The sequence below is a fragment of the Ralstonia sp. UNC404CL21Col genome, from assembly GCF_000620465.1.
Taxonomy (GTDB): domain Bacteria; phylum Pseudomonadota; class Gammaproteobacteria; order Burkholderiales; family Burkholderiaceae; genus Ralstonia; species Ralstonia flatus.
The window spans coordinates 13,329-31,884 of the sequence record NZ_JIBE01000009.1 but is presented as its reverse complement, the minus strand read 5'-3'; the positions used below and the strand labels follow the sequence as shown (position 1 = coordinate 31,884).

Sequence of the window (18,556 nt, the reverse complement as noted above, 5' to 3'; positions counted from 1 at the left end):
GTTACGGGCCGGTCTCCAGGCATCCTCCGTTTTCCGCCTCTTGGCCCACTCGGGCCCCGCCGGTGATGCGCCAGCGGGGCTTTTTCATGCGCGCTCAGATGAGCTTGTCGAGCGTGATCGGCAGTTCGCGCACGCGCCGGCCGGTGGCATGGTAGACCGCGTTGGCGATGGCCGCCGGCACGCCCGTGATGCCGATCTCGCCGATGCCCTTGGCGCCCAGCGGGTTGACGTACGCGTCCGCCTCGTCGAGTACGAGGATGTCGATGTCGGGCACATCGGCGTTGACGGGCACGTGGTACTCCGCCAGGTTGTTGTTCACGGTGCGGCCGTAGCGCGTGTCGAGCAGGCTCTCTTCGAACAGCGCCATGCCCATCCCCCACACGATGCCGCCCATGAGCTGACTGCGCCCCGTCTTGGCATTGAGCAACCGCCCCACGCCGTAGCTGCCGACGATGCGCGGGACGCGGACCACGCCCAGATCCGCATCGACATGCACCTCGACAAACACCGCGCCGAACGAGTGCATTGAGAACTTCTGCTTTTCCTCCCCCGGCTGCACCTTGGCGGTCACCTCGATGGGGCTGCCATGGCGGGCAACCACGGCAGCCACCGGTTCCCGCGCACCGCCGCGTGCGGTGAGGACTCCGTCGGCCACAGTGATGTCCCCCGCGGCCAGCCCATGCAGCGGCGAACTGGCGTCGGCAATGGCCGCGGCAATCAATGCATCGCGCGCCTGCTGGCCGGCGGCCTGCACCGCGGGCGAGACGCTGGCCACGCTCTGCGAGCCGCCCGACACCGGCGCTTCCGGCATGCGCGTATCGCCCAGGCCGAAATGCACGCGGTCGACGGGCATGCCCATGGCATCGGCCGCTACCTGCGTCATCACCGTGTAGGTGCCGGTGCCCAGATCCTGCGAGCCCGATTCGACCTGCGCCGTACCGTCCGGCAGATAGCGCGCCGTGGCAGCGGCCGCGCTGCGATTGGCCGGGTACGTGGCCGTGGCCATGCCCCAGCCCACCCGTGTGTTGCCCTCGCGCATGCTGCCCGGCTGCGGGTTGCGGCGCGCCCAGCCGAAGCGTTCGGCGCCCGCCCGGTAGCACGCAGCCAGGGATTTGCTCGACCACGGGATGCGTTTTTCCGGGTCTTGGGCGGCATCGTTGCGCAGGCGCAGTTCCACGGGGTCGATGCCGAGCGCGTAGGCCATCTCGTCCAGCGCGACTTCCAGCGCGAACGTGCCGGTGGCTTCGCCGGGCGCGCGCTGGAAGGTGGGCGTACCGACGTTCAGACGCGCCAGCCGATGCGTCGTCCGCTGGTTCGGCGTGTCGTAAAGCATGCGCGTGACAATGGCGCAGGGCTCGGTCCAATCCTCGATCATCGACGTGGTGGTCAGCGAGTCATGCGAGATGGCGGTGAAGCGGCCATCGCTGGCGGCGCCCAGGGCGATGCGCTGCTCGGTACGTGGGCGGCCGCCAACGGGGCCAAACATCTGCGGCCGCTCCAGGACCAGCTTGACGGGCCGCCCCACCTGCCGAGCAGCCATCGCCGCCAGCACCACGTGCGACCACACCGAGCCCTTGCAGCCGAACCCGCCGCCCACGAACGGGCACACGACACGGAGCTTGTCCGGCGACAGGCCAAGCGTCTTGGCGACGGTGCGGCGCACGCCCGAGACGTATTGCGTGCTGTCGTACAGCGTGAGCGAATCGCCCTCCCACACGGCGATGGTCGCGTGCGGCTCCATCGGGTTGTGCGTTTCCATGGGCGTACCGTAGACGGCCTCGATGCGCTGCGCCGCCTGCGCCATGCCGGCAACCACGTCGCCGCGTGTGGTGTCGGCCGACTGCCCCTGCACTTTGCCGGGTGAGTGCGCATCGGCGCGGGCAGTTTCGAAGTCGAGCCGCGCCGCCTGCTGCGCAACCTCTACGCGCACCATGCGCGCTGCGGCCTGCGCATGTTCCAGCGTGTCGCCCACCACCAGCGCGACGGGCTGGCCGTTGTAATGCACCTGATCGTCCTGCAGCAGCGACAGCGCGCGCCCGGCCGGCGGTTCCAGCGCGGGCTTGCCACCGTTGGGCAAGCGCGGTGCGTTCTCATGTGTCATCACCAGCAGCACGCCGGGCATGGCCTGCGCGACATGGGTATCGACCCGCGTGATCCGACCGGCCGGCACGGTGCTCTGCACCAGTACGGCATGCACCAGACGCGGCACCTGGAACTCTGCTGAGTAGCGCGCCTGGCCCGTGACTTTGAGCAGACCGTCGGTGCGGTCCAGCGGTTGGCCGACGTTGCTCATGCCACACCTCCTGTCGGCTTGGCGGGATTGGCGAGATTGCCCGCGATGGTGAGCGCCCGGGCCACCGCCCGCTGTGCGAGCGGCACCTTGAAGCCGTTGTCGCGCAGCGGCTGGGCGCCCTGCACGGCCAGCGCTCCCGCCTGGGCAAACAACTGCGCATCCACCGCCTGGCCCGCCAGCATCTGCTCTGCCGCATGCGCCCGCCACGGCTTGTGCGCGACGCCGCCGAGCACAATGCGCGCCTCCCGAATCGTCCGCCCATCGGTCTGCAAGGCCAGCGCCGCAGCCACCGACACCAGCGCAAACGCGTAGCTGGCGCGGTCGCGCACCTTCAGGTAATGCACGTGCGAGCCGAACACGGGCGGCGGCAGATCGATGGCGACGATCAGCTCGCCAGGCCCGAGCGTCGTATCGATTTCGGGATGCGCTTCCGGCAACCGATGGAAGGCTTCGATCGGGATACGCCGCTCGCCATGCGTGCCGTGCACAACCACCGTGGCGTCCAGCGCAGCCAGCGCGACGGCCATGTCGGACGGATGCGTCGCCACGCAGGCCTCGCTCGCACCGAGGATGGCGTGCATGCGGTTGAAGCCCTCGCGCGCGGCGCAGCCGGAGCCGGGCTGCCGCTTGTTGCACGCCGGGTACGCCGTGTCGTAGAAGTAATGGCAGCGCGTGCGCTGCATCAGGTTGCCGCCGTTGGTGGCCATGTTGCGCAGCTGGCCCGACGCGCCCGACACAATCGCCTCAGTCAGAAGCGGATAGCGCGAGCGCACCAGCGGATGCGCCGCCGTATCGGCATTGCGTGCCATCGCGCCAAGTCTCAGGCTACCGTCGGGCAACGCGCGGATCTGCGCCAGCGGCAGGCGGCTGACATCCACCAGCCGCTGCGGCTGCTCTACGCCGCCCTTCATCAGGTCCAGCAGGTTCGTGCCGCCGCCGATATAACGCGCGCCCGGCTCCTGGGCCAAGCGCACGGCAGCCTCGACGGAAGACGCGCGGTCATAGGCAATCGATTGCATGGCGGCTCCTTAAACCGTGCTGCCGGATTTGGCAGCCACCACACGGATCGCCGCCACGATGTTGGGGTACGCACCGCACCGGCAGAGGTTGCCGCTCATGCGTTCGCGGATTTCGTCTTCGGTCAGCGCAACCGGGCCGTCTGCGCCGAGTGCCTCGGGCGACGTGAGGGTGCTCGGCATGCCGCGCCGCGCCTCTTCCAATACCGCCACCGCCGAGCAGATCTGCCCAGGCGTGCAATAGCCGCACTGAAACGCGTCGTGTTCAAGAAACGCGGCCTGCACCGGATGCAGCGCCGCACGGTCGACCACGCCGTCGTGCGCGGGCGCCAAGCCTTCGATGGTGGTGATGGCCTCGCCTTCGTGCATGATCGCCAGCGTCAGGCAACTGTTGATGCGCCGGCCGTTCACGAGGACGGTGCATGCGCCGCACTGGCCGCGGTCACAGCCCTTCTTGGTGCCGGTCAGCCCGAGCACCTCACGCAGCGCGTCGAGCAAGGTGACACGCGGCTCCAGCGACAGCGCATACGGCTTGCCATTGATATTGAGCGAGACCGGCCGCGCCGGCGCCAAGGCAGCGGCGCGGGCCGCGCCCTGCGCCGGAGGGCGTGCGCCGGCGGACTCATGCGGCAGGGCCAACGCCGAGGCCGCGGCCGCCGCGCTCTGCAAGAAGCCACGCCGGCTGGGGCGGGCGGGTGATCCATCCGATTCGCGGGAGGGCTCGTTTGGGGCTGCGGAGGGATGTTCGGACATGGCGCGCGCTCCACCGGCCGGGCGGCCGTAGCTGGGGACATGCGTCAGGGGAAAGCAAGCGGAATACCCGGCACCCGGGCGGTGGGAAGCCGCAGGACAGCGGCTTCGCGCAGAAGATGTGCCGCGGCGCGTGTAAGGCTTACGCGCCGCGTTGCAGTGCAGTTATTTGGTGAAGCCGACGCGGTCGCGCGACACGTCCATGACCATGCGCGTCAGCAGATACAGGCGCGGCACGATCGAGTTCAGGTCGACGTATTCGGCGTCGTTCGAGTGCGCGCCAAAGCTCGCCAGGCCAAAACGCTCGATCACGGGCGCCTTGGTCTTCGAGGCGGCAAACGCGGCATCGGTGCCGCCGCCTTCGGCCTTGTCGTCAATCTCCAGCGACTTGCCCAGTTCGCCGTAGATCTTCTGGGCGTGCTCGGCCAGCGCGCGCGAGGCCGGCGTCGCCTCTAGCGGCGGGCGGCGACGTTCGAACTTGGCCGTGACCTGCGTATCCGGAATCAGCTTGTTCTTGATGCGTTCGTTGACGGTTTCTTCCAGCTTGTCGGCGTCGGCCGCGCGCAGCAGGCGCACATCGGCCTGGGCGCTGGCCACGGCGGGGATCACGTTGCGGTTGGTGCCTGCCTGCGCCACCGTCCAGTTCACCTTCAGGCCCGTTTCGGGCTTGGACAGATCGCGCATCTGCAGCACCTGGTGCGACAGTTCGTACAGCGCGTTGCGGCCCTGCTCCGGGGCGCCGCCCGCGTGCGAAGCCTTGCCCTTCACATCCAGCAGGATCGCGCCGATGCCGCTGGTCGCCAGCGACAGCTTGTCCGACGTCACGCGCGTGCCCTCGCACGAGAACACGGCGTCCTGCTCGGCGCCCAGCTTGGCCTGCATGGCGCGCGCGCCCGGCGAGCTGATCTCTTCATCGCCGTTGATCAGCACCGTGAGCGTCCCGTACTGCTTGAAGTTGACGGCCTGCAGAATTGACACCGTGTGCAGGATGACCGCCACGCCGTTCTTGTCGTCGGCAATGCCCAGCCCGTAGGCGCGGTCGCCGTCGATGCGGAATGGCTGCTGCGCGAGCATGCCCTTCAGGTAGACGGTGTCCATGTGCGCGATCAGCATGATGTTGCGCTTGCCGTCGCCCTTGAAGCGCGCAAGCACCATCTTGCCGATCTTCTCGGGCGTGTCGGCCATGCGGTAGGCCTGGTCGCTCGGGTCGATGAGCTTGACGTCGCCGCCCATGCCGCGCAGGCGCTCGGCGATCACGCCGGCAATCTTGTCCAGACCTTCGATGTCCTTGCTGCCCGATTCGATCGAGACCAAGGTCTTCATGGTGTCGATCAGCGCGGGTTTTTCCTGCTGGGCGCGCTTGTAGATTTCAGCCGGCGGCACGGCGGCGGCCTGGCCTGCAGCCAGCGCACCCACCAATGCGACAACGGCCAGCACTGCAGGGCGCACGCCCTTGGGCAACAACGGGGCTCTCATGGATGTTTCCTCACCTGTTCTTAGTTATGGTCTGCAACAAATCGGCGATTTTCTCACGCCCGCCTGAGGATTGCCCGAGGGCCATCCCCCCTTTGGCTAGGCGCATGACACCGCGCAAAGGAATACTGATAGAGATGCGCAAAACGAAAGCGCTGGGCTGACACTCTCGCTACAATTGCTGCCATGCAATACATCCATGTCGTCAACGGCGATGTTGCCGGCGCCACGCTCAAGCAGGCGCTCGCACAGGCTGGCCGCCCCGATTCCGTAGTCGTACTGCGCGACGATCTCGCCGTCGGGCCGCTGGTCGACGTCGACAGTGTCGCCATGGCGCGCTCCGGTTTCTGGCAGCGCGTGGCGCCCAACAGCAACATCGACTTCGCCGCCGAGATGCGCGACGCACTGGCGTCGCTCGCCGACCTGCGCGATGCCACCACGGAAGTCGCCATCTGGCACGGCCAAAGCGCGTCGGACCAGCTCATGCTGCGCCGGGTGGCGTTCCATCTGCACCAATCGCCCCAGCGCATCAATGAAGTCGGCATGGATGTGCGCGAACTTGAGGCCCCCAACGGTCAAGGCCCGCTGACGACCATCGGCATGTACTCGGGCGCCCGGTTGGCGCGGCGGTTTTCGACCATTGCGCCGGTGTCGGTGCTGCGCATCGGCCGCCTGGCCTACGAATGGCAGCAGACCGTGCGCGAGAACGCCGATACGCGGCTGTGGAAAGGCAACACGCTGGTACCGGTGTCGTACGGCACGGTGGATGAAGTGATCCTGGAGCATGTTCCGACCGACTGGGCCAGCGCACGCGACGTGGTTGGCAGCATCATGGGCGCCATCGACGGGCTGCTCGCCAGCGACTGGTTCGTCTTCTGGCGCTGCCGCGAACTGGTCGGCAACGGTCAGTTGCTGTTGCGCGGCGAGGCCGATTCGCTCAGCACCTGCGAGCTGCGTCGCAATGTGAGCGTGGCCGTCTAAGCAAGTAGCCCTGCCCCGAGGAGCGCCCAAAGCGCTCCTTTTTGTTTGATGGCGGCGCCTGCCCTTAAAACCCGTTCGTCATCGAAGCGGCTCAGCCGTCGCGCCGGATGCCTGCGCGCGCCGGGCAATCGATCGGGGTTTCCGCATCGCCGCCATCGACTTCGTTGGCAAGATCGCCATCGGGCTGGGCGTCTTCCACGTCGCTATGGACATCCCCCTCGCCCCACGGCATGCCGGATTCGCGCAGGCGTTTGCGCTGCATGCGGTCGCGCTGGAACATTTCGGCCAGCTCGTCACGCCCTTGCTGTGCAAGCGACACGAGCTTCTTCTGATCGCGGTAAACCGGGTAGACCTGCTCCATTGAATTGAGCGTGTGGCGGCGGAACGTCTGGGCGATGCGGTGCGCCTCGTACGGCTCCTTGCCCAGGCCTTCCAGCACGCGGCGGCTCAGCATGAGCGAGCCTTCGAACATTTCACGCTCGATCACCTCCACGCCGCGGTCGCGCAGCTGGTAGACGTGCGACACGTTGCGCGCCCGCACGTACAGCTTCAGGTGCGGAAAGCGCTCGCGCACGCGGTCGACCACTTCCAGGTTGGTTTCCATGTCGTCGATGGCGACGACCATCATGCTGGCCTTGTCGGCGCCGGCGGTTTCCAGCAGGTCCATGCGCGTCGCGTCGCCGTAGAAAACCTTGAAGCCGAAGCGGCGCAGCATGTCGATCTGGTCGGGGTCGTGATCGAGCACGGTGGCGCTATAGCCCTGGCTGTAGAGCATGCGGCCGACAATTTGCCCGAAACGCCCGAAGCCCGCGATGATGACCTGGTTGTCCTGCGGCTCGATGGCGTCGGGCGCGCGCTTCTTGCCGTCCATCATGCGCGGCACCAGTACCTTGTCGTGCAGCAGGAGCAGCAACGGCGTGGCGGCCATCGACAGCGCCACCACGAGGTTGAGGGCGGCGGCCGTCTCGTCGCCCAGCACGTTGCCGGCCACGCCGGGACCGAACACCACAAACGCGAACTCGCCGCCCTGTGAGAGCAGGAAGGCAAACAGCCACGCCTGCCCGCGCGCAATGCCAAAGCGGGTGGCCAGCAGACGCAGCGCGCCGATCTTCACGGCGAGGAACACCGCAACCAGGCCGATCACGGCCCACGGCTGGCGCATCAGCACACCAAAGTCGATCGACATGCCCACGGCCAGGAAGAACAAGCCGAGCAGCAGCCCCTTGAACGGCTCGATATCGGTTTCGAGCGCGTGACGGTATTCGGAATCGGCCAGCAGCACGCCGGCAATGAAAGCGCCCAGCGCCATCGACAAGCCCACGCTGTGCATCAGCAGCGCAATGCCCACCACCAGCAGGAGGGAGAACGAGGTGAACATCTCGCGCATGTTGGTGCGGGCAATCGCGCGCAGCACGGGCCGCAGCAACGTGCGCCCGCCAAAGATCACGGCCGCCACCACGCCCACCGCCTTGGCCGCCGCCACCCAGCTATGGCCGCCGGACGCGTCGCCCGCGTCCGTTGCCAACAGCGGCAGCAGCGCGATCATCGGGATGGCAGCGATGTCCTGGAACAGCAGAATGCCGAAGCTGGCCGTGCCCGCCGGCGTGCGCATCAAATTGCGCTCGGTCAGCGTCGCCAGCGCGATGGCCGTGGACGACAGCGCCAGTCCCAGGCCGGCCACCACCGCCGCACGCCAGGGGTGACCCACCACCATGACTGCCAGCCCCACGGCCAGCGCGCACACCACGAGCTGCAGCCCACCATATCCGAAGATGCTGCGCCGGAGCGACCACAGCCGCGCGGGCTCCAGCTCCAACCCGATCACAAACATCATCAGCACGACGCCGAATTCGGAGAAATCCAGAATCGACTGCACATTCGTGATGAGCCGCAGGCCCCATGGCCCGACGATGACCCCGGCCAGCAGATACCCGAGCACCGATCCCAGCCCCAGGCGACGCGCGAGCGGCACCGCCGCCACCGCGGCAGCCAGGTAGATGACGAAATTAACGAGCAGATCGTGCGATTGCATGGGCAAGGAAGAGATCGGGAAACGTCAGGCGTCGGCGTCGCTCGGGAGCCAGGGTTGCAGCGCGGCGCGGACCTGCGCGATATGGGCGTCGATGGTCTCGGCGGATGCATCGTCGGCGTCGTGCAGCACATGCGGTGGCTGCCATTGCATGCCGCACAGCGCTGCCGTCTGCTGCAGCGGCAGCAGGAACATGTCGAACGTGTGGCCGTGAATGCCGTCCGCGTTATAGGAATGTGCGCGGCCGCCCGTGGTGGCCAGCACCATCAGATGCTTGCCGCGCAGGGCCGTGCCGCCCGGCCCGTAGGCCCAGCCCATCTCGAGCACCACGTCGATCCACTCCTTGAGCAGCGACGGCGTGGCGTACCACTGCACCGGAAACTGGAAGACGATCAGCTCCGCCGCTTCCACCGCCTCCTGTTCGATGCGCACGTCGATGTCGAAATCGGGGTAATGCCAGTACAGATCATGCATGGCCACGCCGGGCAGACTGGCCAGCGCACGCGCCAACGGCTTGTTGGCGCGTGAACGGCGCGGCGCAGGATGCGCGTAGATCACAAGAATGCGCGAGGACGTCATGGAAAATCAGGAGGCTAGGGCGGCTTGATGGCGCATCTTCGCACGGCTATTGTTGAGCGGCGTTACGGGCGGGACAGCGGCTGGCACGGTGCCGCCACGGAGGGCACCTGGCAAAGCGCTGCGTTGCGCGCTTTTTGCGCGACGCAGCATCGACGTTGTCAGGACGCCACAACCCCGAGAGCCGCGCCCGGCTGCGCTAAATCAATGATTTATCGGGAAATCCTGTGGAAAGTCTGACACCAGACTTACGGGGAAACCCTGATTGCACTACAATAGTATGGTGCATTGCACAACACTCAGTTGCACCCGATTGAGTGCCCCGGAGGCGCCATCCGCACCTCCGACTCACCACTTTGCCGCCCTCGACTGACGGGCGCGATCAGAACAGGAACCGTGTCGTGAACCCGCTCGAACTGAGCAAGGCCATCGGCGTCGTCACTCAGGACGACATCGACAAAACGGAAGCTGCGCAAGGCGCGCCGCGTTCCACCGTACTGGTGCGCGAGCTTGCTGCGCATCACCGGTCGCGCCTGCTCAAACACCTGCTCGCCCTGGGCGAGGAAGACCGCCTGCTGCGTTTCGGCCAGGTGGTGCGGGATCACGTCATCGAGGCGTACGTCGACAGCATCGATTTCGACCACGACAAGGTTTTCGGCGTCTACAACGAGCGCCTGGAACTGACCGGCGTGGGCCACCTCGCCTACCTGCGCGACAACCCGCAAGGGCGCGTGGCGGAGTTCGGCGTGTCGGTGTCGGAATCGGCGCGCGGCAAGGGCGTGGGCAGCGCGCTCTTCCAGCGTGCCGCCATGCACGGGCAGAACACCAAGGTGCGCACGCTTTACATGCACTGCCTGTCGCGCAACGCGGCCATGATGCACATCGCCAAGAAGGCCGGCATGCGCGTGCAATACGCCTACGGCGAGGCCGATGCCTACCTGGAATTGCCGCCCGCCGACACGATGAGCCTGTTGACCGAAGCCATCGACGAACAAGTCGCCGATCTCGACTACATGCTCAAGCGCAACCTGCGTGACGTGCGCCGTTTCGGCCAGCGCTTCTGGCGCTCACTGGTGCCGCAAAAGCGCACTGTGTAAGCGGCAGTGCTTGGGGTGAACCGCCAGGTGTCACCCAGCGGCATTATCTTCATCGGCCCCCGCGGCGCTTTCGACATTGGCTGACATGCGCTGCAGCACGACGCGAAAGCGCTCCAGATCGGCTGCGTCGATACCGGCGCGCAAACGCGCGTCGTACGCGATGGCCGCATCCCGAAGCTTGAAGAACAGCGCCCGCCCCGCATCCGTCAGCGCCACCTGATGGACCCTGCGGTTGTCGGGCAGCGGGCTTCGCATCAATAGGCCGTCCTTTTCCATGCCGTTCAGATGATGCGTGAGCGTGGGCCCTTGCACGCCCACCGTAGCGGCCAGCTCAGCCTGGGTACGGTGCTCACCAGCCATCAGCGCCTTCAGGATCAGCCACATCGGCAGCGATCCGCCCCGCTCCTGCAATGCGTCGTCAAACGCGCGGGCCGTCGTCTTGGCGGTCTGGGCGAGGAGGAATCCCACAGGGATGCCATGGGCTTGCTTTGGCTTCATGTTGGTCTATGATAGATATCGAATCATTCGATGTCAAAGAATAGTCCACGCCAGATGGACCCAGAGTGTTCGCCCAACCCGCAGCTCAAATCAGGAGTCACCATGCAATTCAGTTGGATTCTGTTGATTGCGCTTCACGCCATGGCCACAGTGTTCTGGACCGGTTCCACCTTCATGCTCGCCCGCACCGGCGGTGCCAATGCCGATGTCATGTTTCGCCCGCAGATGGGCGCGGCAACGATGGCCGTGCTGACGGGTCTCGGGCTCGGCGCGATGGTCCACGCCGGGCTGCTCGGCTGGCCGCGCGCCCTGCTCATGATCGGCGCGCTGGCGGCCATTGCGGCGGCCGGCGTACAGGGCGCACTGCGCAAGCGACCCGCCCTGGCGCATCGCGTTGCAGCGCCACTGTTGGCTGTCGCCCTGGTGTGCATGGTCATTGCCCGTTATGTCGGCTGAAGGAGGTTCGCCATGATTGTGCTTGATCACACCATCCTGCGGGTACGCAACGCGGCCCGCGCGGTCGACTTCTATACCCAGGTGCTCGGCTTCGTGCACGAGGGGCAGATGGGCCCTTTCGATGTCGTGCGCGTGAACGACACCTTCACGCTCGACTTGCGCGAGGTCGACGATCTCCAGAGCGAACACCTCGCCTTCAGCATGGACCGCGCGTTGTTCGACACCATCCACGCGCGGCTGGTGGAACGCGGCATCGCGTACGGCGGCTCGCCGTTCGACCGACGCAGTGGACAGGTCGGGCAAAGCTTTGGCGCGCGCGGCATGGCCGCATCGATCTACTTTGACGATCCCGACGGCCACGCGCTGGAGATCCGTGCCTATCCGGATCCGACTGCCACCGCCTAGGGCAATTGCGTGCTTGTCAGCCGCGCGGGTGTCTTCCCTACGATGAGGATGCGGCACCTCTCGCTCTCCAGCGGCGGCCATCAGCGTCGCCCGCGAGCCGATGCCGAGGCAAGAAGGAGACGACGATGAAGACACCATCCGCGCGATCGATGCTGCTGGCCACGGCCATGCTGCTTTGCCTGGGCGCTGCGCCCGCGGGCGCACAGGACGCCGCCATGGGCGACATGATGATGATCAACCCCTCCGCCCTGAAGTGGGTCGACGCGCCGCCCGGCTTGCCCAAGGGCGCCAAGCTGGCCGTGCTCTACGGCGACCCGGGCAAAGACGGCCCTTATGTCGTCCGCCTGAAAGCGCCGGGCGGCTACAAGGTGCCCCCGCACTGGCACACCCAGACGGAGAACCTCACGGTGATCTCGGGCACCCTCTATCTGGGCAGCGGCGACACCATGGACATGGGCGCCGCGCATGCGCTCAAGACCGGCGGCTTTCACAACCTGCCAGGCGGCATGCATCACTACGCCTTCACCAAGACGGCAACGGTGGTGCAGATTCATGGCACGGGGCCGCTGGACGTCAAATACGTCAACCCGCAGGACGATCCGTCGGCCAAGCAGTGAAGCCTGACGCGCCAGCGTCGATGATCGCCAGCCGCCGGCAAGGTACATAAACAGCCGTTAACACGCCGCCGACGGGCGCTGGCTACCATGCCCCTCCACAGGTCAAGCAACCACGGAGGGGCAGATGGTCACCAAGGCCCAGGCGAAGCCCAAAACCGATTTCGAGCGCTGGCAGGACTACATCAACACCGCGGCCCAGCACCCCGACCGCTGGAACGGCTACGACTGCGACATCCAGGCTGCGGTGGCGGAATACAACCGCCACCTGATGGGCAACGCCGGCTATCTGCCGCTGGACTGGCAGATCGTCAAGGCGATGGTGTGGGTCGAGACCGGAGCCGATTCGGAAGCGTGGTCCACCCGGCCGATGCAGATCGGCAACCTGGGCGACCCCGCCTTGAATACCCTGCTGCGCGGCGAAGAAGGCAGCGACCTGATCGTCCCGCCAGCCATCCGCACCCGGTTGAACGCCGGCCTGGCCCGAACAATGCCCGCGTGGAACATTCGCGCCGGCGTCGGCTACCTGCTCACGCGCATGGCCAAGTTCGACGTCCGGAGCGTGCGCGATGCCGACGACAAGGTCTACGAAGTCGCCGTCAAGGCAGGTGATAGCTTTGACAAGATTGCCCGCGCGCAAGGCTCGACCCTGGCGGAGATGCGCGCGCTCAATCCGAATGCCGCAACACTCAAACCCGGACAGGTGGTCAAATACCGCAAGGCCGCCATGCGCAAGGTGATTACCGGCTGGCGGCCCGTGACGACGCAGAACATTGCCGTGCTCTACAACCACGGCGACGCCGCGTACATCCGGAAACTCGATTACGTGCTCACGCTCATCCCGAAGATCGGAACCGCCGCATGCAAGTAGGCCGCCTCCTCATCGCCGTGTCGCTGCTGGCCGCGCAATCGGCCATGGCTGCAGATACCCTGACCGGAACCTTCCGCGGCGATGGCCGTGCCTGCTACGGCGCCTTGTTCCTCCGCCCGAAGACGATCGAGTGGAATGCCAGCTTCTTCAAGTGCGGCCCCACGCGCTACAAGGTGATCGAGCAAGACCTGTCGGGCGAGCATCCGCACGCGGCGTTCAAGATTGAAGACCACCGCAAGCGCTGCGGCCTGGCCGTCATCGAGGTCTCGCGCTACAGCGAGTTCTCGTGGAGCGTAAAGGGCTACCCAACGGTGGAGGCGTACCAGAAGCGCGAAGAACCCGGCTGGAAGGATTCCGCTGACCCTGCCCGCCAGATCGCCCTGTGCGGCATGCGCAAGGAATAGCGCAGCCAACGCGCCGCCATGCAGCCGCTCCAACGCTTCGCCCTGGAGAAACACAGCGGCCCGTATGAGCAGTGGCCCATGCGCACGCGTGTGATCGTCGACGGCGTGCCGCACCCCACGCTCGCCATCCTCGGCTACGAGCTGCTGCGGCAATATCAGACGAATCTCGGCTTCGTCCTCATCACCAATTACGACTGCCCGTTTGAAGAGGCCGTCTCCATCACCCTCGTCGCCCCCGACCTTTCACGTGCCATCAGCAGCGGCACCATCGGCGCGGCGTACTACACGTTCTGGCTGGATGAGGTGGAGTGGATCGACGCGAATCACTTCCGCGTCACCTGCGAAGACGCGGTAGGCGATTGGCTCGTCACGCTGCGGGCTCGGCATATTCCGGTGTTATCTCCCGCCGTCTTCATCAAGCGCCGCGTGGCGCCACCGGTCGAACCTGCGGTGTAGAGTGAAAGCCGCCTCCTTCACCGACACCCGCATCGCCATGACCGACGACGAACGCGCCATCCGCAACGTGGTGGACACCTGGCTCGCCGCCAGCAAAACCGGCGACATCGATACCGTGCTCGGCCTGATGACCGACGACGTGCTGTTTCTCACGCCGGGCCAGCCGCCCTTCGGCAAGGACGCCTTCGCCAAGATGTCGGGCGGCATGAAGGACGTGCACATGGATGGCACGAGCGATATTCAGGAGGTGCAGGTGTTTGGTGACGTCGCTTACTTGCGCAACGCGCTGCGCATCGTCATCACGATGCCGGATGGAAAGTAGGTGCGGCGCTCGGGGCAGACGTTGACGATTCTGCGGAAAGAGGCGGATGGGAAGTGGCGGTTGGTGCGGGATGCAAATTTGGTGATGGCAGACTCGGCAAACTGATACCGACATGGTCTTCCTAGCAATCAGCCCTGAAGGTTTGCAACGCGCGCTACAACTGGCAAGCGAGGCGAATCTGCCAATCTGGTGCGGAACGGATGCAATATCCGACGTTGACTACGGCAAACTCGCCGGTCGCAACGTTTCGCGGTTTGTCTATCCGCTGCGCGGCGCCTCTGCCCGAGCGCTGCAAGATGCTATCGATACGATCGCGGAGCATCATCCGGGTGAGCCCGTTTGGGTAGAGCACCTGCCGCCGACCTAGACCCTGATGCCATGCGACTTTCACTAGAACTACTTTGGCGTGACCCAGATGACGGCATGCTCGAACTGCGGCTGTCCATCGAAGGCGAGCGCCAGTCGGTTGTGGCCGATTTCTACGACTACGCAGATGAACTCAAGAAATGGGGCGCGGGACTGATGACGTTCCCTGCCGGCGTCAACGAAGAGATCGCTTTCGAGAAGGGTGCAAAGGACGGAAACGCCTATCTTTGGCTGGCTGTACGAGCGTTCGTAGCAGATGGCGTCGGCAATACGGCCCTTGAAATCGAATACAAAAAACCGGGCAACCGCTTGCACCTCGAAATCGTGCGCTTTGCGATCTCGGTAGAGGCTGCAACGATCAATCGCCTGGGCGCCGCACTGAAAAGTTGGGAGCCCACGGAACATGCACCCCTCGTATTCAGCGATGGCTCACCAGAGCCCGCCTGATTCAGCATCCCCGCCCGTCTCGGGGAAGCCTTCCTACTGTTTTAGTTTTCTTCCCGCTCAAGCAGGTCCAACACTTCCCACCGGTACGGATCGACCAGTACGCCCTCCAGCGTGGTCAGCAGATACGCCCCAATTGCGTCAAGAAACCCGGCGCGATATTCGGGCGCATGCATGCCGACAGCGAACGCAAATTCCCAGCGCAAGACGTTCGGCCGGAATTGCCGATGCACACGCATATCCGACTGCGCGCGCCGCAGAAACTGCCGTGCAGCCAGTGCGCCGGTCAGGTACTCGCGTTTGCGATGAGTCATTGGGCACCTCCGCGAGCGGTGTACGCGGGGTTGCGAGGCGGGGATGGATAGGACGCGGGGCGGTGCCCGCAAGTGGCGAAAGACATAGCGTCTCCTAGCGACTGTTGAACACAGGCCGCCACCTCATCGCCAGACGAGGGTGGCGGGCCTGACGGCGGGGCTGGCGAACCGGAGCTAGGACCCGGCAGACCTTGCGGTCTCCCCACCCGGCCCGCCGTATGAACATGGCGTGCGCGAGCGCGACGAGCGCTTCGCGCGTTCGCCGTCCTAGTCCTATGGGTCGCCAGACCCGTGCCATCTGCTACGCGATGGCGCAGCGATTATAACGGGCTTTTCCGATTGGCAATTCCGAAAGGGATATGGACCATCGGAATATTCGCGGCAGAAGATTGCAGATGACTCAATTGATCATCGAAGTACATGTGCGGCTTCAGAATCGAGAGAATTCTCGCCTTGTCCATTCCGCCTAGAAAAAATGACTCATCGGGTGATACTCCCCACGATTTCAGAGTGGTAACTACGCGCTCGTGAGAAGGTGCATTGCGTGCAGTCACAATGGCCGTCCGTAACAATTTCTTATATCCGGGCTCCTCCTTCACTCGCTTTTCTTCAAGCTTCTGCAAGAAGGCAAGCTTCATAAATAGATTTGCAAGTAGCCCCGGCTGATGAGGTATCTCGCGGTGAGCCGATTCGTGGGCCTGAAACTCTCCCAGATCGTTGTTACGCTTGTAAACCGACTCTGCTTCATCGTCCGCGATAACACCATCGAAATCGAAAGCGACCCTTAACTCGATATCAAGCTCGTCGTCATACACTGTCGAGGGCAGTACTAGGCCCGCTGGGTAGTTAGCATCGATTGATTGTTGAACGTCGGTTTGATTTGCCGTCAAAAACAAGGACGCGTTAAAGGCAGGAACATACTCATAGGGCGATCGCCCAGCCATAAATGCCGCCCGTGTGATATCAAGTCCGTAGTGCCTGATAGAGCGAAAAACACGTAGACCTGTTTCCGGAGAGTTTCGAGATAATAGAACCACCTCCACGGGCGATTGCTTCGGAAAGACTTGATTGATGCGCAAGAACCGCCTGATGAACGGAAATGCAACACCTTTCGGGAACGGTGTGTCTAGGTTTTCTTCTTGGTGCAGCCGATACTCTTCAACGCCTTGCCTTTTGTAAATCTCATCCGACTCCGAGAGATTGAACAAGGCGCTGGACGCCACCCCAATTACTAATTTTCGTTCTATTGGATAAGCCACTACCTACTCCACTAACCCCTCAAACCACCACCGGCAACGCCGTCGTATCCTTGATCCGCTCCAACGCAAAACTGCTCTTCACATCGATCACCGCCGGGTGGGCGAGCAGCTGGTCGCGGATGAAGCGCGCGAAGTGCTCCATGTCTTCTACGAACACCTTGAGCAGGTAATCCATCTCGCCGGTCATGGCGTAGCACGTGACCACCTCGGGCCATGTCGCCACCGCGGCGCGAAAGATGTCTGAGGGGCCCTTGCCCTTGGGCGCGCCGCCCTGCTTTTCCAGCCGCACATTGATGTACGCCGACAGCCCCAGCCCGATCTTGGTCGGGTCGAGCAGCGCGGCGTATTGGCGGATGACGCCGGACTCTTCCAGGCGCCGGATGCGTCGCAAACACGGGCTGGGCGACAGATTCACCCGCTCGGCGACTTCCAGATTGGTGAGGCGGCCGTTGTTCTGCAGGACTTCCAGGATCTTGCGGTCGATCTTGTCGAGTTCCACTTTATTCATTTTGTTGCTCCGCACCAATTAATTCGGCAATTTTCTTGCGCAAATTTAGCAAGGTGGGCACAACTTCGCAATTTTTGCTTGGATGGACACTCCTACACTGCGAGGATCGTCAAAGACCTGAGCGCCCTAACGGCGCCCGCCCCGCAGGAGACTCACCATGCAATTCACGCCTTGGGAAAACCCGATGGGCACCGCCGGCTTCGAGTTCATCGAATATGCCGCGCCGGACCCCGTTGCCATGGGCCAGCTGTTCGAGAACATGGGCTTTACCGCCATCGCGAAGCACCGTCACAAGAACGTGACGCTGTATCGCCAGGGCGAGATCAACTTCATCATCAACGCCGAGCCGGATTCGTTCGCGCAGCGCTTTGCGCGCCTACACGGCCCGTCGATCTGCGCGATCGCGTTTCGCGTGCAAGACGCCGCGTTCGCCTACAAGCGCGCGCTGGAACTGGGCGCCTGGGGCTTCGACACCCACAGCGGCCCGATGGAGCTGAACATTCCGGCCATCAAGGGCATCGGCGATTCGCTGATCTACCTGGTCGACCGCTGGACCGGCAAGAACGACGCCAAGGCCGGCGACATCGGCAACATCAGCATCTACGACGTCGATTTCGTGCCCATCGCGGGCGCCAACCCGAACCCCACCGGGCACGGCCTGACCTACATCGACCACCTGACGCACAACGTCTACCGTGGCCGGATGAAGGAATGGGCCGAGTTTTACGAACGCTTCTTCAACTTCCGTGAAGTGCGCTACTTCGACATCGAGGGCCAAGTCACGGGCGTGAAGAGCAAGGCGATGACGAGCCCGTGCGGCAACATCCGCATCCCCATCAACGAGGAAGGGACGGAGAAGGCTGGTCAGATCCAGGAGTATCTGGACATGTACCACGGCGAGGGCATCCAGCACATCGCGCTCGGTTCGACCAACCTGTTCAACACGGTGGATGCGCTGCGCAGCAAGGGCATCAAGCTGCTGGACACGATCGACACGTATTACGAACTGGTCGACAAGCGCATCCCCGGCCATGGCGAAGACGTGGCCGAACTGAAGAAGCGCAAGATCCTCGTCGACGGCGCGCCGGGCGACCTGCTGCTGCAGATCTTCTCGGAAAACCAGCTTGGCCCGATCTTCTTCGAGTTCATCCAGCGCAAGGGCAACCAAGGTTTTGGCGAGGGCAACTTCAAGGCGCTCTTCGAGTCGATCGAACTCGACCAGATGCGCCGCGGCGTGCTCAAGGCCGACGATCAGCCGGCCTGAAGACCCTCAAACTTCAGGCGAGCTGTACCCGCACCCCGATGGTTCGCCATCGGGGTGTTTTTTATGGGCGTTGCGGCATGCGCGCATGCGGCGCTGACATGGCCCCGTCGCAAAACCGACCCACACCGGTCTTGCGATGCATTGAGGATACGGATGGGCG

Annotated in this window: 21 protein-coding genes and 1 pseudogene; 12 read left to right on the top strand and 10 right to left on the bottom strand. The window is 64.5% G+C overall.

Annotated elements, in window-relative coordinates:
• Positions 1-94: 94 nt before the first annotated feature.
• The 4 genes from N511_RS0117225 to N511_RS0117210 all read right to left on the bottom strand — a co-directional run bounded on the left by N511_RS0117225 (position 95) and on the right by N511_RS0117210 (position 5,535).
• Positions 95-2,293: a xanthine dehydrogenase family protein molybdopterin-binding subunit gene (locus N511_RS0117225; protein ID WP_027680418.1), complete on the bottom strand. Its 2,199-nt coding sequence runs from the start codon at positions 2,291-2,293 to the stop codon at positions 95-97.
• Complete coding sequence (locus N511_RS0117220; protein WP_027680417.1) at positions 2,290-3,312, bottom strand: FAD binding domain-containing protein; 1,023 nt, start codon at positions 3,310-3,312, stop codon at positions 2,290-2,292. The genes N511_RS0117225 and N511_RS0117220 overlap by 4 nt, the downstream gene beginning before the upstream one ends.
• Before the next feature lie 9 nt (positions 3,313-3,321).
• On the bottom strand, positions 3,322-4,062 hold the full coding sequence (locus N511_RS0117215) for a 2Fe-2S iron-sulfur cluster-binding protein (RefSeq protein ID WP_027680416.1): 741 nt from the start codon (positions 4,060-4,062) through the stop codon (positions 3,322-3,324).
• A gap of 162 nt (positions 4,063-4,224) precedes the next feature.
• On the bottom strand, positions 4,225-5,535 hold the full coding sequence (locus N511_RS0117210; RefSeq protein ID WP_027680415.1) for a M20/M25/M40 family metallo-hydrolase: 1,311 nt from the start codon (positions 5,533-5,535) through the stop codon (positions 4,225-4,227).
• 183 nt (positions 5,536-5,718) lie between these two features.
• Between N511_RS0117210 and N511_RS0117205 the strand changes: the two genes are divergently transcribed.
• On the top strand, positions 5,719-6,513 hold the full coding sequence (locus N511_RS0117205; RefSeq protein WP_009239689.1) for a DUF1835 domain-containing protein: 795 nt from the start codon (positions 5,719-5,721) through the stop codon (positions 6,511-6,513).
• A 91-nt stretch (positions 6,514-6,604) separates the two neighbouring features.
• Here N511_RS0117205 and kefC read toward each other — a convergent pair whose 3' ends face one another.
• Complete coding sequence (gene kefC, locus N511_RS0117200) at positions 6,605-8,545, bottom strand: glutathione-regulated potassium-efflux system protein KefC (RefSeq protein ID WP_027680414.1); 1,941 nt, start codon at positions 8,543-8,545, stop codon at positions 6,605-6,607.
• Between the two features lie 24 nt (positions 8,546-8,569).
• A complete protein-coding gene (gene kefF / locus N511_RS0117195; protein ID WP_027680413.1) occupies positions 8,570-9,121 on the bottom strand; it encodes a glutathione-regulated potassium-efflux system oxidoreductase KefF in 552 nt (183 codons plus the stop codon).
• Positions 9,122-9,519: 398 nt separating this feature from the next.
• On the opposite strand from kefF, the gene N511_RS0117190 reads away from it, so the two are divergent.
• Positions 9,520-10,215 (top strand): GNAT family N-acetyltransferase, encoded by a 696-nt coding sequence (locus N511_RS0117190; RefSeq protein WP_027680412.1) that lies wholly within the window; start codon positions 9,520-9,522, stop codon positions 10,213-10,215.
• 30 nt (positions 10,216-10,245) lie between these two features.
• On the opposite strand, the gene N511_RS0117185 is transcribed toward N511_RS0117190, so the two are convergent.
• Entirely contained in the window at positions 10,246-10,713 is a 468-nt protein-coding gene (locus tag N511_RS0117185; protein ID WP_027680411.1) for a MarR family winged helix-turn-helix transcriptional regulator, read from the bottom strand.
• A gap of 102 nt (positions 10,714-10,815) precedes the next feature.
• Between N511_RS0117185 and N511_RS0117180 the strand changes: the two genes are divergently transcribed.
• The 9 genes and pseudogenes from N511_RS0117180 to N511_RS0117145 all read left to right on the top strand — a co-directional run bounded on the left by N511_RS0117180 (position 10,816) and on the right by N511_RS0117145 (position 15,054).
• Complete coding sequence (locus N511_RS0117180) at positions 10,816-11,169, top strand: hypothetical protein (protein ID WP_027680410.1); 354 nt, start codon at positions 10,816-10,818, stop codon at positions 11,167-11,169.
• Between the two features lie 12 nt (positions 11,170-11,181).
• Complete coding sequence (locus N511_RS24345) at positions 11,182-11,574, top strand: VOC family protein (protein WP_051530961.1); 393 nt, start codon at positions 11,182-11,184, stop codon at positions 11,572-11,574.
• Between the two features lie 125 nt (positions 11,575-11,699).
• The gene (locus N511_RS0117170) at positions 11,700-12,191 is read left to right on the top strand and encodes a cupin domain-containing protein (protein ID WP_027680409.1); all 492 of its coding nucleotides are present in this window, start codon (positions 11,700-11,702) and stop codon (positions 12,189-12,191) included.
• A 124-nt stretch (positions 12,192-12,315) separates the two neighbouring features.
• Positions 12,316-13,059: a LysM peptidoglycan-binding domain-containing protein gene (locus N511_RS0117165; protein WP_027680408.1), complete on the top strand. Its 744-nt coding sequence runs from the start codon at positions 12,316-12,318 to the stop codon at positions 13,057-13,059.
• Positions 13,050-13,463, top strand: coding sequence for a hypothetical protein (locus tag N511_RS0117160; RefSeq protein WP_027680407.1), 414 nt, complete (start codon positions 13,050-13,052; stop codon positions 13,461-13,463). Before N511_RS0117165 ends, N511_RS0117160 begins: the two co-directional genes overlap by 10 nt.
• 18 nt (positions 13,464-13,481) lie before the next feature.
• Positions 13,482-13,919 (top strand): hypothetical protein, encoded by a 438-nt coding sequence (locus N511_RS0117155; RefSeq protein ID WP_027680406.1) that lies wholly within the window; start codon positions 13,482-13,484, stop codon positions 13,917-13,919.
• Between the two features lie 37 nt (positions 13,920-13,956).
• A pseudogene (locus N511_RS24340) lies at positions 13,957-14,346 on the top strand (SgcJ/EcaC family oxidoreductase).
• A gap of 7 nt (positions 14,347-14,353) precedes the next feature.
• Positions 14,354-14,608 carry a hypothetical protein gene (locus N511_RS25005; protein ID WP_081785391.1) on the top strand — a complete coding sequence of 85 codons (255 nt, stop codon included), beginning with the start codon at positions 14,354-14,356 and terminating at the stop codon, positions 14,606-14,608.
• A 56-nt stretch (positions 14,609-14,664) separates the two neighbouring features.
• On the top strand, positions 14,665-15,054 hold the full coding sequence (locus tag N511_RS0117145) for a hypothetical protein (RefSeq protein WP_027680405.1): 390 nt from the start codon (positions 14,665-14,667) through the stop codon (positions 15,052-15,054).
• A 41-nt stretch (positions 15,055-15,095) separates the two neighbouring features.
• Here the strand turns inward: N511_RS0117145 and N511_RS0117140 are convergent, their stop codons facing one another.
• The 3 genes from N511_RS0117140 to N511_RS0117130 all read right to left on the bottom strand — a co-directional run bounded on the left by N511_RS0117140 (position 15,096) and on the right by N511_RS0117130 (position 17,132).
• On the bottom strand, positions 15,096-15,365 hold the full coding sequence (locus N511_RS0117140; protein WP_027680404.1) for a hypothetical protein: 270 nt from the start codon (positions 15,363-15,365) through the stop codon (positions 15,096-15,098).
• Between the two features lie 320 nt (positions 15,366-15,685).
• Complete coding sequence (locus N511_RS24335) at positions 15,686-16,624, bottom strand: 5'-nucleotidase (protein WP_037027107.1); 939 nt, start codon at positions 16,622-16,624, stop codon at positions 15,686-15,688.
• A 19-nt stretch (positions 16,625-16,643) separates the two neighbouring features.
• A complete protein-coding gene (locus N511_RS0117130) occupies positions 16,644-17,132 on the bottom strand; it encodes an Lrp/AsnC family transcriptional regulator (protein WP_027680403.1) in 489 nt (162 codons plus the stop codon).
• A 157-nt stretch (positions 17,133-17,289) separates the two neighbouring features.
• Between N511_RS0117130 and hppD the strand changes: the two genes are divergently transcribed.
• Positions 17,290-18,396 carry a 4-hydroxyphenylpyruvate dioxygenase gene (gene hppD, locus N511_RS0117125; protein WP_027680402.1) on the top strand — a complete coding sequence of 369 codons (1,107 nt, stop codon included), beginning with the start codon at positions 17,290-17,292 and terminating at the stop codon, positions 18,394-18,396.
• Positions 18,397-18,556 lie beyond the last annotated feature (160 nt).